This is a genomic window from Epilithonimonas sp., from assembly GCF_032055105.1.
In the GTDB taxonomy this organism is placed as follows: domain Bacteria; phylum Bacteroidota; class Bacteroidia; order Flavobacteriales; family Weeksellaceae; genus Epilithonimonas.
In genome coordinates, this window is record NZ_DAMBRK010000002.1 from 56,984 (window position 1) to 70,705 (window position 13,722).

Sequence of the window (13,722 nt, forward strand, 5' to 3'; positions counted from 1 at the left end):
TATTTGCAGACAATTGCAAATGTGAAAGATAAAATAAAAAAAACCTCTAAAAATTAGAGGTTCGTTAATCTATTTATCGTTTTTCTTATCAAGTATTTTGTCTCGCATTTTTCCCTCATTTTGGAAAAGCTTCAAAACTTGTTGAGGTGTAAGAATTTTTAAAAATTTATCCGCATAAATCTTTCTATTATTAAGCAATTGCTGACCAACATCAAAACTCTGATTCAGTCTATTGGTTGCTTCCTCATCTGATAGTTTTTCAAAATTCTTATCAGAATGAAATTTTTCCTTTATCTGTTTCTGATTGCTCTGATACTCCGCAAAGAGACTTTTAAATTCATCTTGTTTGTCTGCTGGGATATTGAGGTCATCAATAGCTATATTCTCTTTCATTTTTTGAAGAAAAACAGAACGTTCTTTCACGGACATATTGCTAACCGCAGATCTTTTTTCATCCATATTCATCGTCCTCCATTCAGATGCTCTAGGAATAGTTGTAGTAGTTTGTCTTTGATAAGTTCCGGATGGAGATAAAGATGACGCAGAACCACTTCTTAAAGCAGAATTGGTATTACTTCGTTGAGTTGTAGCTGTATTCCCAGCTCTACGTTCTTGTCCTCTTACCGTATGTGCAGAAAATAATCCTGCAATCAGAATAGTCAATAACAATTTTTTCATCTCTCTAATATTTTGTTATTAATTATAAAGGTCAAGATAAACATCTTGTTCGCTATTTCTATCAATATCTTTTATCTGATCAGGTGTGAAAGCTGCAAGAACCTTTTCAACTTCCGATTCAGTTTTCTTTTTCGCATCTACTGCATAATCTTGTCTGTCTGTATTATCAAATCTATTATTTTTACGATTATCAGACTTTGACAAATTAGCAATAGCCGGATGCAATTTCAAATGTTCAACTTTATGTTCAACAGATTGAGATGGATTTGAAACCGTATTATTATCAGCCATTGCACTTGTAGATTTTTGTTCTGTAGAATGGATTTCGTAAACACTGTCAACAATTGGCTTTTGTTGAGCCATTTGCATTTCAGGATTATCATTAAGTCCTAAAAATGCAGTAATCCCAGCAATCATAACAACTGCTGCGGCAGCAACCCATTTAAAATTCAGAGAGAAAACTTTTGCTTCTTTCTGAACAACAGGATTTTTCTCTCCAATTGTTTTCGAAATCACATTATCCTGAAGCATCTTGAAAAACTCATCCGAAGGTTCCGGATAAGGATTTTTTCTGTTCAGTTTTTCTATATCAATTTTCATTTACTCTTATTTAATTTTTCATTTGTCAAATGCAACGTCAAAAACGTTTCATAACTATTTCTTCTCTTATTATTTTTAAAACTCTTCCGAGTAATTGTCCTTTATATATTGCTCAACTTTATCTTTGGCATAATGATAATTAGTCTTCAAAGTTCCGACTGACATATCCAGAATCTTCGAAATTTCCTCATAAGGCAAATCATCATAATACCGCATATTGAAAACCAATTTCTGCTTTTCCGGCAATGTTTGGATTGCTTTCTGTAGTAGAATCTGGATTTCTTCCGCATCCTTTCCAGCATTATCAGCGACTAGATTCTGCATATAATATTCAGCATCTTCGTCTGTTTTTTTCATCCGGTTCATTTTGTTGAGTTGTTGCAAAGATTCGTTGGTTGCAATTCTGTAGAGCCAAGTGTACAATTTGCTATCACTCTTGAACTGGTGAATATTCTGATACGCCTTGATAAATGTATCCTGTAAAACATCCTGAGCGAGGTCGTGGTCAACAATCAGTCGCCTGATATGCCAATAGAGACGGCTCTGATAAGCATCCATCATCGCACGCAAACCTTTCTCTACAGTTTGAGGTGCAGATAAAAGCTTTACAATTTCCTCATCCTTGAGCTTCATTAAGATGTTTCGTTGTTTTGATTAAAAAATAAGATCAAAGTTAAATTTTTTTTTGAATTTTCTTTGAATTTATATTAAACGTAACTATTTCAAGATTAATCAAAACTTTATCTTTGTTTTATGAAAACAGTTATCATCGGCTCTGGAAACGTCGCTTATCACCTCGCGAAAGCTTTTACTCAAAATAATATCGAAGTTCATCAGATTTTTGGGCGGAATGAAATTGAATTAAAAAAAATTTCAGAAGAATTCAACATTCCTTTTTCTGCAAAAAAATTGGAAGATGCAGACTTCTATCTGATTTCCGTTTCCGATTCTTCTGTTGAACAAGTTTCGGAATTAATTACAAAAGAAGATGCTTTGGTGGCGCATACTTCCGGTTCACTTCCGATGGAAATTTTGAAAGGTAATTATAGAAAAGCAAGTTTTTATCCTTTGCAGACTTTCTCGAAAACTAAAAATCTCAATTATTCAAAAATTCCTTTTTTCATAGAAGCAGAAAATCAGATTGATGAAAAATCTTTATTCGAATTAGCTTCTATCGTTTCAGAAAACGTTGAAACTTCCGATTACGAAAGAAGAAAATACATTCATTTAACGGCCGTTTTCGCTTGCAACTTCGTGAATCATTTATTTGCAAGAGCAAAGGAAATATCAGATTCTCAGGATTTACCTTTCAAATATTTTATTCCTTTGATTGATGAAACTGTTGAGAAAATTCATCACTTAGAACCAAAATCTGCTCAAACCGGACCTGCAGTTAGAGGTGATGAAAGAATTTTAAAACTTCACGAAGAACTTATCAAAGATGATGAACATTTAAAAATTTATCAACTGATGAATGAGTCAATTAAAAAAATGTATAATATTTAGTGTAACATTTTCGAATATCTTGCACTAATTATTTAGAAACAAGAAAATAAAAATATGAAATCTCTCAAAAAATTAGTCATTCTTCCTTTGTTATTATTAGGCTTAATGATTTCCGCACAAACATCATCCAATCGATTTTTCTACGAATTAACTTTCAAACCGAAAAAAGATTCGGCAAAAATTGAAACAGTAATGACAACTCTGGACATTACTAAAGATAAATCACTTTACAGAGATTTTACTTGGGTCGCTCAGGATTCTATCATCAAAGTTCAAGTAGAAGAAATGCAGAAAGCGGGTGTTTTCAAAGATATGTCCAAGTCTATGAAAATGCCGAAGTTTGCGTATAAAGTTGAAAAAGTCTATCCAGATATGAAAGTTATTTTTGAAGAAGGACTTCAAAACGGGATGACACCTATGAAATTGGGTTATGTTGACAATATCAAATTCAATTGGAATATCACTTCTGATAAAGAAAAAATTGGAACTTATAATACCCAGAAAGCGACTACCGAATTTGGAGGGAGAAAATGGAATGCTTGGTTTTCAACAGACCTTCCTTTTCAAGATGGGCCATATAAATTCTATGGATTGCCTGGTTTGATTGTTAAAATTGAAGATGAAGGGAAAAACTATTCTTGGGAACTGAAGGGAAATAAAAAAGTAGACAATTTTGAAGAACTTTCTTATATAGAAAAAGTATCTCCAGGTGGAAATACAAAACGTGTAGAAGTTTCCAGAGAAAAATTTGAAACAACTATTGCGGATTTCAAAAAAGATCCTTTTGCAACCATCCGCCCAATGTTGAAACCAGAAATGATGTCGCAAAAATTACCTGGAAGCGACTCTACAATTGGAGAAATGGTAAAAAAACAAGAAAAAATGCTAAAAGATTTTTATGATGCTAATGACAATCCTATAGAAATCGTACCAGTCGCAGAGAAAAAGAAAAAATAAATATAAAACCGGAAATTAGTTTCCGGTTTTTTTTATGACTTTTCTCTTATTTAGATTTATTTGAAATAAGCTATCTTTGTAGTCCAAAAATTTCAGTCTTGCAAACAAAACACATCGATAAACTCTGCTGTTTTCCGAAAAATAAAATAGGGAAAATTCTTGGCTACGACAATGACAATCTCCAAATGCCAACCAAAATCATCGAGATGGGATTGCTTCCTCAAACCACTTTCAGAGTTCTTTATCAGGCTCCTTTTAACGGTCCTCTTTATATCGAATACGGTTCGGATAAAACCAGAATCGCCTTGAGAGAAGCAGAAGCAAGATTTATCAAAGTAGAAGTTTCGGAATGATGCAGGACAAAAAGCAAAAACAAATTCTATTGGTAGGAAATCCCAATGTCGGGAAATCTACACTTTTCAATATCCTTTGTAACAGAAAACAAAAAACGGGAAATTATGCTGGTGTAACTGTTGCCAGCCATTCCGGAAATTATATTTACAAAAATGAGGAAGTCGAAGTTATCGATTTACCTGGTTCTTACAGCATTTATCCAACTTCTGAGGACGAAGCTATTTTTTCTCGTTATCTAATTCAGGAAGATTATTCTGGTGTTATTTATATTGCCGATGCGATTAATATGAGAAGAAGCTTGCTTCTTCTTCAGCAGATTATGGATTTGGGAATTCCTGTGATTTTAGTTGTCAATCAAGTGGATGAAGCCGAAAAGCGAGGAATCAAAATTGATATTTCCAAACTTTCACAGATTCTAAATATTCCTGTTTTTGAAACCAACGCAAAACAAAATATTGGAATAGAAACAGTTCGTGAAGCGGTTTTTAATAATGAATTCAAAATCTCCGAGACCAACTCTTTCGAAATTCCATTAGAACAAAAATCTTTGGTTTATAAAGTTTCATCCAATACTTCGGAAAAAAATCTTTACAAAATCTGGACTCTTTTGGCCGCAGATACTTATCTCGGAAAAATTGAAAATATCCACGAAATTATTACTCAAGAAGATTCAAAATGCAGTGTTCCAAAAAGATTACAAATCACAGAAACCGTAAGACGTTATCAGAATATTGATAAAATCACGTCCGAAATCACAGAGAAAAAACCTCAATTAAAAGAATTATTGACTGAAAAACTAGACAAAGTTTTGGTTCATAAATTCTGGGGTTATGTTGTTTTCTTATTTATTTTATTAATTATTTTCCAAGGCGTTTTCTTCCTTGCAGAATATCCAATGACTTGGATTGAAGATTTTTTCACTTGGTTATCAGAGTTTTCAGGAGAGCACCTTCCGGAAGGGCCAATCAATTCTTTGGTTTCCAGCGGAATTATTCCGGGAATTGGAGGGATTTTGGTTTTTGCACCGCAGATTGGGATTCTTCTTTATTTTCTTTATCTTTTGGAAGATTCCGGATATATGGCGAGAGTTGTTTTCCTGATGGACAGAATGCTGAGACCTTTCGGTTTGAATGGAAAAAGTATTGTTCCGTTGGTTTCCGGAACTGCTTGCGCAATTCCTGCGATTATGTCCACCAGAAACATCGAAAACGTAAAAGAAAGATTAATTACCATTCTTGTAACGCCTTTTATGACGTGTTCCGCAAGACTACCAATTTACAGTATTATTATTGGACTCATTATTCCTGATGAAAGTTTTTATGGTATCAAATACAGAGCAATTGCATTAATGATAATGTATCTGATTGGATTTTTGATGGCTTTATTTTCATCATTTATTTTGAAAAGCTTCATCAAAACCAAAATCAAAAGTTTCTTGGTAATGGATTTGCCAACTTACAAAATGCCTTTGTTTGGCTATGATTTCAAATTAGTCTTGGGTAAAGTTTGGGAGTTTATTTCTGGTGCAGGAAAAGTTATTTTCACGGTTAGTATTATTCTTTGGGCTTTGAGCTATTTTGGTCCGCCACAACATAAGGATGAATTTGTAACAACCGAATCTTCCCTTGATCATTCTTATCTTGGAAGAATCGGAAGAACGATGGAACCTGCTATTGCACCGCTTGGTTACGACTGGAAAATGGGAATCGGAATTTTGACAAGTTTCGCAGCGCGAGAAGTTTTCGTAGGAACATTATCAACTCTTTACAGTTTGGATGACGAAGCTCCGGAAGGAAAACTCATCGAAAAAATGAGACTAGACGTCCATCCAAACGGCGACAAAGTTTTCAGTTTTGCGACTGGTGTTTCAATTTTACTTTTCTATGCGTTTGCAATGCAATGTATTTCCACAATTGCAGTAGTTTACAGAGAAACCAAAAGTTTGAAATGGACAATGTTACAAACCGTTTCGATGACATTTTTGGCATACTTTTCTGCTTTGATTGTGTATCAAATTCTGAAATAGATTTTACCCCAACCCTAAAGGGAGAAACATTATGGATAATTCTTTAACAATACAATACATTATCGCTGGACTTTTGGTTCTGACATCGGTTTATGCGATTGTCAGAAAACTTACAAAAACATTTTCTAAGAAAGATAATGGGAAAAACTGTGGTCCTGACTGCGGTTGTTCTTAAATTCAATAATATACAATTTAATCGCAAAGATTTTTCAAAGAAAAAAGGAAAGAATTTATGTTGTTCTTAAAATTAAAAAGTGTTCACATCGGACACTTTTATTTTTTTAAAGAAGTGAGATTATTGTATTTTTGCTGAACCTTAAAATTAAAAAATGTCATTAATAAAATCAATCTCCGGAATCCGAGGAACAATCGGTGGCAAAGTCAACGATAATCTGACTCCGCTGGATGTGGTAAAATTTGCTTCGGCATTCGGAACTTGGCTTCAGAATAATAAAAATAAAAAAGATTTAACCTTAGTCATCGGAAGAGATGCGAGAATCTCTGGTCAAATGGTTTCTTCTTTGGTAACCGCAACCCTTCAAGGTCTTGGAATCAACGTGATTGATTTAGGACTTTCAACTACTCCAACTGTCGAAATAATGGTTCCTGAACTAAAAGCTGACGGTGGAATTATCCTAACCGCTTCTCACAATCCAAAACAATGGAACGCCCTGAAATTACTGAATGAAAAAGGCGAATTTATCACCGGAGAAAATGGTGCAGAAGTTTTGGCTTTGGCAGAAAGTGAGGATTTCAATTATGCTGAAGTAGATGATTTGGGGAAATACGAAACAAGAGATGATGCTTTTGATATTCATATTCAGCAAGTTTTGGATTTGGAAATGGTGGATGCAGAAGCTATTAAATCTAAGAATTTCAAAGTAGTTTTGGATGCTGTTAATTCAACTGGAGGAATTGCAATTCCTCAACTTCTGGAAAAATTAGGCGTTGAAGTGGTGAAATTATATTGCGAACCAACCGGACATTTCCCTCACAATCCTGAGCCTTTGAAAGAACATCTTGGAGACATTTGCGAATTGGTTAAGAAAGAAAATGCTGACCTTGGAATCGTGGTTGACCCAGATGTTGACAGATTGGCTTTGATTGATGAAAAAGGAGAAATGTTTGGCGAAGAATACACTTTGGTTGCCGTTGCAGATTATCTTTTGAAAAATAAAAATGGTGTGGCAATTTCCAATCTTTCATCAAGCCGAGCTTTGAGAGACGTTGCGAAAACTCACAATTCAGAATATTTTGCAAGTGCAGTTGGAGAAGTGAATGTTGTGAACTTAATGAAAGAAAAAAATGCTGTAATTGGTGGTGAAGGAAACGGTGGAATCATCTATCCGGATTCACATTACGGAAGAGATTCTTTGGTTGGCGTTGCTTTATTCTTAACTCATTTAGCTAAAGAAAACAAAACAGTTTCTGAACTGAGAGCAGGTTATCCGGCTTATTTTATGGGTAAAAAGAAAATCGAATTGACGCCGGAAATTGATGTTGACGCTTTGCTTGTAAAAGTTCAGGAAGAATATAAAAATGAAGAAATCTCAACTGTTGACGGTGTGAAAATCGATTTTGCTGAAAATTGGGTTCATTTGAGAAAATCTAATACAGAACCTATTATCAGAATTTACACCGAAGCATTTTCTCAGGAAGAAGCTGATCAATTGGGAGACGATATGATTGCGAAAATCAGAAGTTTGATATAAATATTTTTATTAATTTTAATAAAAATTTCGAGATGGACATTAATTTAAATATTCAAAATAAAAAACTTGAATTGATTAGATGGCTTTCTACTATCGATGATTTGACAATTATCAACAAAATAATTGATATTAAAAAAGAAAAATCGGATTGGTGGGATGAAATATCAGAAGCTGAGAAAAAATTAATAGAAGAGGGCGAAAAAGACATTGAAGCAGGACGAGTGATTTCTCACGAAGATTTCTTGAAATCTTATGGAAGATGAAAATCATTTGGACGCAACGAGCAAAAAATGAGCTTGATGATACTTGTAATTTTTGGATAAACAAAAATAAATCTAATACTTACTCTGAGAAATTATTGGATGAGACTTTGCGGAAAATCAATATCATATTAGAAAATCCAAAAATTGGCGTTGAAAGTAAAAAGCGTAAGCTAAGACGAGTTTTGGTTTTAGAAAATTTTTCTCTTACATATAAATTTTCAAAAGATAGGATTCACATTATTTCATTCTTCGACAACCGAAGAAATCCAAATTCGTTATAAAATTCAAGGAAGCATAATTTGCTTCCTTTTTTATTTATTGACAATTAAAATAATAGTGATTGTAACTAATGTAAACCGTATTCGGTTACAAACAAGCTTGTTTCAAACCTCCGTAGATTTTAATTAATACTCCATCTTTCTCAATTTCTTAGAAGTTGCTCCGATAAACAACGCCGTCAAAACTGTCATCGTTCCACCAAAAACTACAGAACGAACAACGCCCATCAATTTTGCTGTCAATCCACTTTCAAATTGCCCCAATTCGTTACTTGACATTATGAAGATCGAATTAACACTTAGAACTCTTCCTCGGATTTCTTCAGGTGTTTTCAACTGAACAATTGTTCCTCTAATCACAACGCTGATTCCATCCAACATTCCACTTAAAACTAAGAAAGCAAATGACAGCCAGTACATTTTTGACAATCCAAATCCAATAATACAAAGTCCAAATCCAGAAGCTACAAACAACAGAATCTTACCTTGATTTTTTCTTAATGGAACTAATGAAAGTGTAATAATAATCAACATCGATCCAATATCAGAAGCCGCATTCAGAAGACCAAAACCTTCAGAACCAACTTTCAAGATATCACTCGCAAAAACCGGAATCATCGCAACTGCACCTCCGAAAAGTACCGCAAACATATCCAGCATTTGCGCACCGAGAATCTCTTTAGTTCGATAGATAAAACTCAAACCTTCCTTCATACTTTCGAAGACTTTTACATTTTTTTTCGTATTCTCGGATTGTTGTTGGTTCACCGTCCAGAAAAATAAAGACGCAATTGTCATACTCGATACAATCACAACCAAAGTCCATTTAATAGAAATCAAAGCAATCAAAAACCCACCTAAAGCGTGACCTGAAACCGAGGCAATTAGAAACGTAGCTTGATTAAGAGTAACCGCATAAGGAAGATTCTCCTGCTTCACAATCCTTGGAATCATACTCGGAACAAGCGGCCCAAGAAACGAACGACAAATCCCCGTAAAGAAAATCACACCATAAATAAAATAAGTAATCTCGTGACCTGTAAAATGCATTCTGTGACCCAAAAAAGCCGGAATCAAAAGCAAACTTATCAAGACAACATAAGCGTAATTACAAATCAGCAACAGCTTTTTTTTCTCGTTCATATCTATAATATGACCAGCGTACAAAGCGCAAGAAACTGCAGGAATTACCTCTGAAAGCCCAATTAATCCGATGGAAAAAGGATCCTTTGTCAATTGATAAACCCACCATCCTAGCAAAGTTGCCAGCATTCGGAATGCGATGATAAGAAAAAAACGGCCTGTTAAAAGATGACGAAATTCTATATTTTTTAAAACTCGAAGTGGTGTAAAAGAAATCATTTTGCAAAAGTAATCGTTGTACGTCAATTACTTCTCAATTAAAACCATAAATTTTAAGAGACTTAGATTTGTTATAAAAAATCTTTCAATCTTTACAAGACTGAAACCTTCTCTATTTTGTATTATAAAATTATTAGAATTCTAGTAATAGTAATAATTATCATTCGAAGAAACTCTAAACAATGATGCAATCAATGCAGCAAAAGCAGTTACTCCGACAACTGAGCCGACTACAATCGCAGTGGTTCCGCCCGGATTATTCTTTTTAATCACTCTGATATTATCTTTTGCAATAGTTACTTCTTGACTGTTGGAAATTCCCACGATTTTTTCCTCTTCTACAACAGAAACCCTGGCTTTATATTTACGTTTGCCTATTTCATAAAACGTGTACTTCTTGCCTGCTTGGATTGCAGAGAAATCATTTTTGTTTTTATTTGTGCTATAGATTGTTGTGGTACAAGATTGCAAAAGCAGAAGAAGTGCAATCAGACAAGAAAAAGTTTTCATTATAAATTTAGTTTCGCCAAATATACCGCAATTTTTCTGTCATTTGCAAGTCTCGGAATTTTATTTTGCCCCCCTAATTTACCTTCAGATTTAGCATAATCCTGAAAAGCATTTTTCTTCAATTTTGTAATCACTAAAGGTTGCAGAATATTCCCGGAAATCAAATCATCATAGTAAGTATTACGTTGTCTGAGTTGACAATCCAATTCAGATTTGAAAGCTTCAAAATTTTCCGGTTCTTTTTCGAACTCGATAAACCATTCGTGATAAGGCAAACCTTCTGTTGGATTCACTTCTGGAGCGAGATGAAATTCTGTAATCTGAGCTGGGAATTTTTCAACGGTTGCTTTCATAGCTTGTTCCACTTCAAACGCAATCACGTGTTCACCAAAAGCAGAAGTGAAATGTTTCGTCCTTCCACTAACTAAAATTCGGTGCGGATTCTTATCAATAAACCTCACAACATCCCCAATCGAATAAGCCCAAAGTCCTGAATTAGTCGTCAAAATCATTGCATAGTCTTTATTGAGTTCGATATCTTTCAGTGTTAATCGTTCTGCGTTAGGTTTTCCATATTGTTCGAGCGGAATGAATTCGTAGAATATCCCGTGATTGGTCAGAAGCAATAATCCTTCTTTCTGATAATCATCCTGAAATGCAAAGAAACCTTCGGAAGCAGGAAAAGTCTGAACAATGTCAATCGGTTTTCCCAGCAATTCGTTCATCTTTTCTCGGTAAGGTTCATAATTAACGCCGCCTGTGATAATCAATTGAAGGTTCGGAAAAATTTCTGTGATTTTTTTGCTGTGTCTTTCAATTAATTTTTCAAAATACATAATGAGCCACGGTGGAATCCCGGAAATCAAAGTCATGTTTTCGTTCTCAGTTTCTTCCACGATTTTATCGACTTTGGTTTCCCAGTCTTCGATACAGTTGGTTTCCCAGCTTGGCAATCTGTTTTTCTGGAGATAATTCGGGATGTGATGCGCAACGATTCCTGATAATCTTCCGGTTTTTATGCCATTGATTTCTTCCAGTTCCGGAGAACCTTGGAGGAAAATCATTTTTCCACCTACAAAATCGGCATTATTTTTCTTTTCGATATAATGGAAGATCGCGCTTTGAGCAGCCGAAATCTGGAAAGGCATCGCTTCTTTGGAAATCGGGATATATTTGGAGCCTGAAGTTGTTCCTGAAGTTTTGGCGAAATATTCAGGCAAGCCTGGCCAAAGGATTTTGGATTGTCCTTTTTTAACTTTCTCGATGTAAGGTTTTAAATCTTCGTAATCAGCAATGGAAACATTTTTTTGAAAGTCTTCAATAGATTTTATGTAATCAAATTGATGTTCTCTTCCGAATAATGTTTTCTCCGCAGTTTTTACCAAATCTAAAAGCAATTCCTGCTGATTCTGAATCGCATTGATTTTAAAACTTTTGGATTTTCCGATGTGTTTTTTTGCCCAGATGAGAGCGATGTTTTTCTTGATGAAATTTAGCATTGATAAAATTTTCAATTGTCAAATTTAGAGTTTATCTTGTATATAAGTTACTTTAGGTTATAGTTTTTGAACACAAAGTTCACAAAGATTTTTTTACATCAAAATGTTTTTGGGTCACAAAGGCGCTTCGCTTAGATAAGTTTGGTTGACGAATATTGTTTTTATATTGAAAGTTTGTTTTACGTTGAATCTGCAGCCCGACTTGAGCGGAAATCCTTTTTACGCAACGTAGTGGAGTGAAAAGATTGGGAGCGGAAGGTGGATTAAGCTGCCCAAATCTTTAGATTCGATAAAGTCAAATTAATATTAATAATCACAGAACTAAATATTTACAAATAGTCTTGTGTTTTTTAAATAAAATGTTTACTTTTGCACCTCGAATAATTATAAAAATTTATAAACAATGTTTGCAATTGTAGAAATAGCAGGGCTTCAATACAAAGTTGAGCAAAACCAAAAGTTGTTTGTGAACCGTTTGAAAGGAGACAAAGGGGCGAAAGTTTCTTTTGATAAAGTTCTTCTTACTGTAAACGGTGCAGTAACTGTTGGTGCCCCGGCTGTAAACGGTATCGCCGTAGAAGTAGAAATTCTTGACCACGTTCAAGCTGACAAAGTAATCATTTTCAAAAAGAAAAGAAGAAAAGGTTATGCTAAGAAAAATGGTCACAGACAACAATTAACTCAAATCCAGATTGTTTCTATCACTGGTTTTGACGGTGCGAAAAAAGAGGCTAAAAAAGCTGCTCCTAAGAAAGCTGCTAAAGCTGAAGTAACAGAAACCAGCGAAACTGCTGAGTAATTTTTAACCCAAAAAGCTTAAAATAAAATGGCACACAAGAAAGGAGTCGGTAGTTCCAAGAACGGTAGAGAATCTCATTCTAAAAGACTAGGTGTTAAGATTTTCGGAGGACAAACTGCAATCGCAGGAAACATCATCATCAGACAAAGAGGTACGCAACACCACCCAGGTGAAAACGTAGGAATGGGTAAAGATCACACTTTGCACGCTCTTGTTGACGGTACTGTAGTTTTCAGAAAGAAAGCAAACAACAGATCTTTTGTTTCTGTTGAACCAAACGCATAATCAACAGCGTTTTTTTATAACATAAAAAATCCCAGCTTTTCAGTTGGGATTTTTTATTGTTTATATTTTTAGAAATTTAAAGTGATTCTAATTGTTCTTCTGTAAACTCCATATTATGGAAAACATTCTGAACATCATCGTCTTCTTCAAAACGCTCCAACATTTTCATATTAGCCTTGAATTGGTCTTCTGTCATTCCTTTTGTATTGTTTGGAATTCTTTGTAATTCGGCACTTTTTGCCTCGATTCCAAGTTCGTCCAACTTATGAGACAATGAACCAAAATCTTCGAACGCCGTAGTAATCATTACTTCTTCATCGTCTTTTTCAACATCTTCTGCACCACCATCAATCATCTCCATTTCGAAATCGTCCCAATCCATTTTGATCTGAGCTAAATCGATTGTGAAAATCCCTTTTCTATCAAAAATAAAAGCCAATTCACCGTTCTTACCAAGATTACCATCAAATTTATTAAAGATAGCTCTTACGTTAGCCACAGTTCTCGTAGGATTGTTTGTTGTACATTCTACAAAGAAAGCAACACCACCTTGTCCATATCCTTCGTAAGTGATTTCTTCATAGTTTTCAGCATCAGCACCGCTTGCTTTTTTGATTGCTCTTTCGACATTATCCTTTGGCATATTAGCACCTTTGGCATTTTGGATACATCTTTTAAGTGCTGGGTTGGAATCTGGATCTGGACCTCCAGCTTTTACTGCTAAGGCAATGTCTTTTCCTATTTTTGAAAATGTCTTGGCCATCTTATCCCATCTGGCCATTTTTGAGGCTTTTCTATATTCGAACGCTCTTCCCATTTTGTGATTAATTTATTTCTGCAAAAATACTGAATTATAGAAACAAAAAAAATACCTCCAATAAAATTGAAGGTAT

Annotated in this window: 17 protein-coding genes; 10 read left to right on the forward strand and 7 right to left on the reverse strand. The window is 34.5% G+C overall.

All coding sequences use genetic code 11. The annotated features are described in order from the left end of the window. Positions 1-69 precede the first annotated feature (69 nt). From RTY06_RS01695 to RTY06_RS01705, 3 genes are all read right to left on the reverse strand, one after another. Entirely contained in the window at positions 70-678 is a 609-nt protein-coding gene (locus RTY06_RS01695; protein ID WP_312822358.1) for a hypothetical protein, read from the reverse strand. 18 nt (positions 679-696) lie between these two features. Beyond that, positions 697-1,278, reverse strand: coding sequence for a hypothetical protein (locus tag RTY06_RS01700; protein WP_312822359.1), 582 nt, complete (start codon positions 1,276-1,278; stop codon positions 697-699). A gap of 75 nt (positions 1,279-1,353) precedes the next feature. Beyond that, complete coding sequence (locus RTY06_RS01705) at positions 1,354-1,911, reverse strand: sigma-70 family RNA polymerase sigma factor (protein WP_312822360.1); 558 nt, start codon at positions 1,909-1,911, stop codon at positions 1,354-1,356. Positions 1,912-2,031: 120 nt separating this feature from the next. Between RTY06_RS01705 and RTY06_RS01710 the strand changes: the two genes are divergently transcribed. From RTY06_RS01710 to RTY06_RS01745, 8 genes are all read left to right on the forward strand, one after another. Then, positions 2,032-2,784 (forward strand): DUF2520 domain-containing protein, encoded by a 753-nt coding sequence (locus tag RTY06_RS01710; RefSeq protein ID WP_312822361.1) that lies wholly within the window; start codon positions 2,032-2,034, stop codon positions 2,782-2,784. A gap of 54 nt (positions 2,785-2,838) precedes the next feature. Further along, a complete protein-coding gene (locus RTY06_RS01715; RefSeq protein WP_312822362.1) occupies positions 2,839-3,741 on the forward strand; it encodes a GLPGLI family protein in 903 nt (300 codons plus the stop codon). Positions 3,742-3,839: 98 nt separating this feature from the next. Then, positions 3,840-4,094 carry a FeoA family protein gene (locus RTY06_RS01720; RefSeq protein WP_312822363.1) on the forward strand — a complete coding sequence of 85 codons (255 nt, stop codon included), beginning with the start codon at positions 3,840-3,842 and terminating at the stop codon, positions 4,092-4,094. Further along, positions 4,091-6,121 carry a ferrous iron transport protein B gene (feoB, locus tag RTY06_RS01725; RefSeq protein WP_312822365.1) on the forward strand — a complete coding sequence of 677 codons (2,031 nt, stop codon included), beginning with the start codon at positions 4,091-4,093 and terminating at the stop codon, positions 6,119-6,121. Before RTY06_RS01720 ends, feoB begins: the two co-directional genes overlap by 4 nt. A 31-nt stretch (positions 6,122-6,152) precedes the next feature. Then, on the forward strand, positions 6,153-6,296 hold the full coding sequence (locus RTY06_RS01730) for a hypothetical protein (protein WP_312822367.1): 144 nt from the start codon (positions 6,153-6,155) through the stop codon (positions 6,294-6,296). Positions 6,297-6,450: 154 nt separating this feature from the next. Continuing rightward, on the forward strand, positions 6,451-7,833 hold the full coding sequence (gene glmM / locus RTY06_RS01735; protein ID WP_312822369.1) for a phosphoglucosamine mutase: 1,383 nt from the start codon (positions 6,451-6,453) through the stop codon (positions 7,831-7,833). A gap of 32 nt (positions 7,834-7,865) precedes the next feature. Next, a complete protein-coding gene (locus RTY06_RS01740; RefSeq protein WP_312822370.1) occupies positions 7,866-8,096 on the forward strand; it encodes a hypothetical protein in 231 nt (76 codons plus the stop codon). Then, positions 8,093-8,377: a type II toxin-antitoxin system RelE/ParE family toxin gene (locus tag RTY06_RS01745; RefSeq protein WP_312822371.1), complete on the forward strand. Its 285-nt coding sequence runs from the start codon at positions 8,093-8,095 to the stop codon at positions 8,375-8,377. The genes RTY06_RS01740 and RTY06_RS01745 overlap by 4 nt, the downstream gene beginning before the upstream one ends. Positions 8,378-8,500: 123 nt before the next feature. On the opposite strand, the gene RTY06_RS01750 is transcribed toward RTY06_RS01745, so the two are convergent. The 3 genes from RTY06_RS01750 to RTY06_RS01760 all read right to left on the reverse strand — a co-directional run bounded on the left by RTY06_RS01750 (position 8,501) and on the right by RTY06_RS01760 (position 11,745). Continuing rightward, the gene (locus tag RTY06_RS01750; RefSeq protein WP_312822372.1) at positions 8,501-9,736 is read right to left on the reverse strand and encodes an MFS transporter; all 1,236 of its coding nucleotides are present in this window, start codon (positions 9,734-9,736) and stop codon (positions 8,501-8,503) included. Positions 9,737-9,877: 141 nt separating this feature from the next. Next, positions 9,878-10,246, reverse strand: a complete 369-nt coding sequence (locus RTY06_RS01755) for a hypothetical protein (RefSeq protein WP_312822373.1) — start codon at positions 10,244-10,246, stop codon at positions 9,878-9,880. Next, positions 10,246-11,745 carry a GH3 auxin-responsive promoter family protein gene (locus tag RTY06_RS01760; RefSeq protein ID WP_312822375.1) on the reverse strand — a complete coding sequence of 500 codons (1,500 nt, stop codon included), beginning with the start codon at positions 11,743-11,745 and terminating at the stop codon, positions 10,246-10,248. The genes RTY06_RS01755 and RTY06_RS01760 overlap by 1 nt, the downstream gene beginning before the upstream one ends. 403 nt (positions 11,746-12,148) lie before the next feature. Between RTY06_RS01760 and rplU the strand changes: the two genes are divergently transcribed. Both rplU and rpmA read left to right on the forward strand, forming a co-directional pair. Further along, a complete protein-coding gene (gene rplU / locus RTY06_RS01765; RefSeq protein ID WP_312822377.1) occupies positions 12,149-12,544 on the forward strand; it encodes a 50S ribosomal protein L21 in 396 nt (131 codons plus the stop codon). Between the two features lie 27 nt (positions 12,545-12,571). Then, positions 12,572-12,829, forward strand: coding sequence for a 50S ribosomal protein L27 (gene rpmA, locus RTY06_RS01770; RefSeq protein WP_116035323.1), 258 nt, complete (start codon positions 12,572-12,574; stop codon positions 12,827-12,829). A 76-nt stretch (positions 12,830-12,905) separates the two neighbouring features. On the opposite strand, the gene RTY06_RS01775 is transcribed toward rpmA, so the two are convergent. Then, the gene (locus RTY06_RS01775) at positions 12,906-13,646 is read right to left on the reverse strand and encodes a YebC/PmpR family DNA-binding transcriptional regulator (protein WP_089873469.1); all 741 of its coding nucleotides are present in this window, start codon (positions 13,644-13,646) and stop codon (positions 12,906-12,908) included. Positions 13,647-13,722 lie beyond the last annotated feature (76 nt).

Excerpts from the sequence above, each read along its gene's own strand:
- RTY06_RS01695 (WP_312822358.1), bottom strand. The coding sequence starts at position 678 with ATGAAAAAATTGTTATTGACTATTCTGATTGCAGGATTATTTTCTGCA.
- RTY06_RS01700 (WP_312822359.1), bottom strand. The coding sequence starts at position 1,278 with ATGAAAATTGATATAGAAAAACTGAACAGAAAAAATCCTTATCCGGAA.
- RTY06_RS01705 (WP_312822360.1), bottom strand. The coding sequence starts at position 1,911 with ATGAAGCTCAAGGATGAGGAAATTGTAAAGCTTTTATCTGCACCTCAA.
- RTY06_RS01710 (WP_312822361.1), top strand. The coding sequence starts at position 2,032 with ATGAAAACAGTTATCATCGGCTCTGGAAACGTCGCTTATCACCTCGCG.
- RTY06_RS01715 (WP_312822362.1), top strand. The coding sequence starts at position 2,839 with ATGAAATCTCTCAAAAAATTAGTCATTCTTCCTTTGTTATTATTAGGC.
- feoB (WP_312822365.1), top strand. The coding sequence starts at position 4,091 with ATGATGCAGGACAAAAAGCAAAAACAAATTCTATTGGTAGGAAATCCC.
- RTY06_RS01730 (WP_312822367.1), top strand. The coding sequence starts at position 6,153 with ATGGATAATTCTTTAACAATACAATACATTATCGCTGGACTTTTGGTT.
- glmM (WP_312822369.1), top strand. The coding sequence starts at position 6,451 with ATGTCATTAATAAAATCAATCTCCGGAATCCGAGGAACAATCGGTGGC.
- RTY06_RS01740 (WP_312822370.1), top strand. The coding sequence starts at position 7,866 with ATGGACATTAATTTAAATATTCAAAATAAAAAACTTGAATTGATTAGA.
- RTY06_RS01745 (WP_312822371.1), top strand. The coding sequence starts at position 8,093 with ATGAAAATCATTTGGACGCAACGAGCAAAAAATGAGCTTGATGATACT.
- RTY06_RS01750 (WP_312822372.1), bottom strand. The coding sequence starts at position 9,736 with ATGATTTCTTTTACACCACTTCGAGTTTTAAAAAATATAGAATTTCGT.
- RTY06_RS01755 (WP_312822373.1), bottom strand. The coding sequence starts at position 10,246 with ATGAAAACTTTTTCTTGTCTGATTGCACTTCTTCTGCTTTTGCAATCT.
- RTY06_RS01760 (WP_312822375.1), bottom strand. The coding sequence starts at position 11,745 with ATGCTAAATTTCATCAAGAAAAACATCGCTCTCATCTGGGCAAAAAAA.
- rplU (WP_312822377.1), top strand. The coding sequence starts at position 12,149 with ATGTTTGCAATTGTAGAAATAGCAGGGCTTCAATACAAAGTTGAGCAA.
- rpmA (WP_116035323.1), top strand. The coding sequence starts at position 12,572 with ATGGCACACAAGAAAGGAGTCGGTAGTTCCAAGAACGGTAGAGAATCT.
- RTY06_RS01775 (WP_089873469.1), bottom strand. The coding sequence starts at position 13,646 with ATGGGAAGAGCGTTCGAATATAGAAAAGCCTCAAAAATGGCCAGATGG.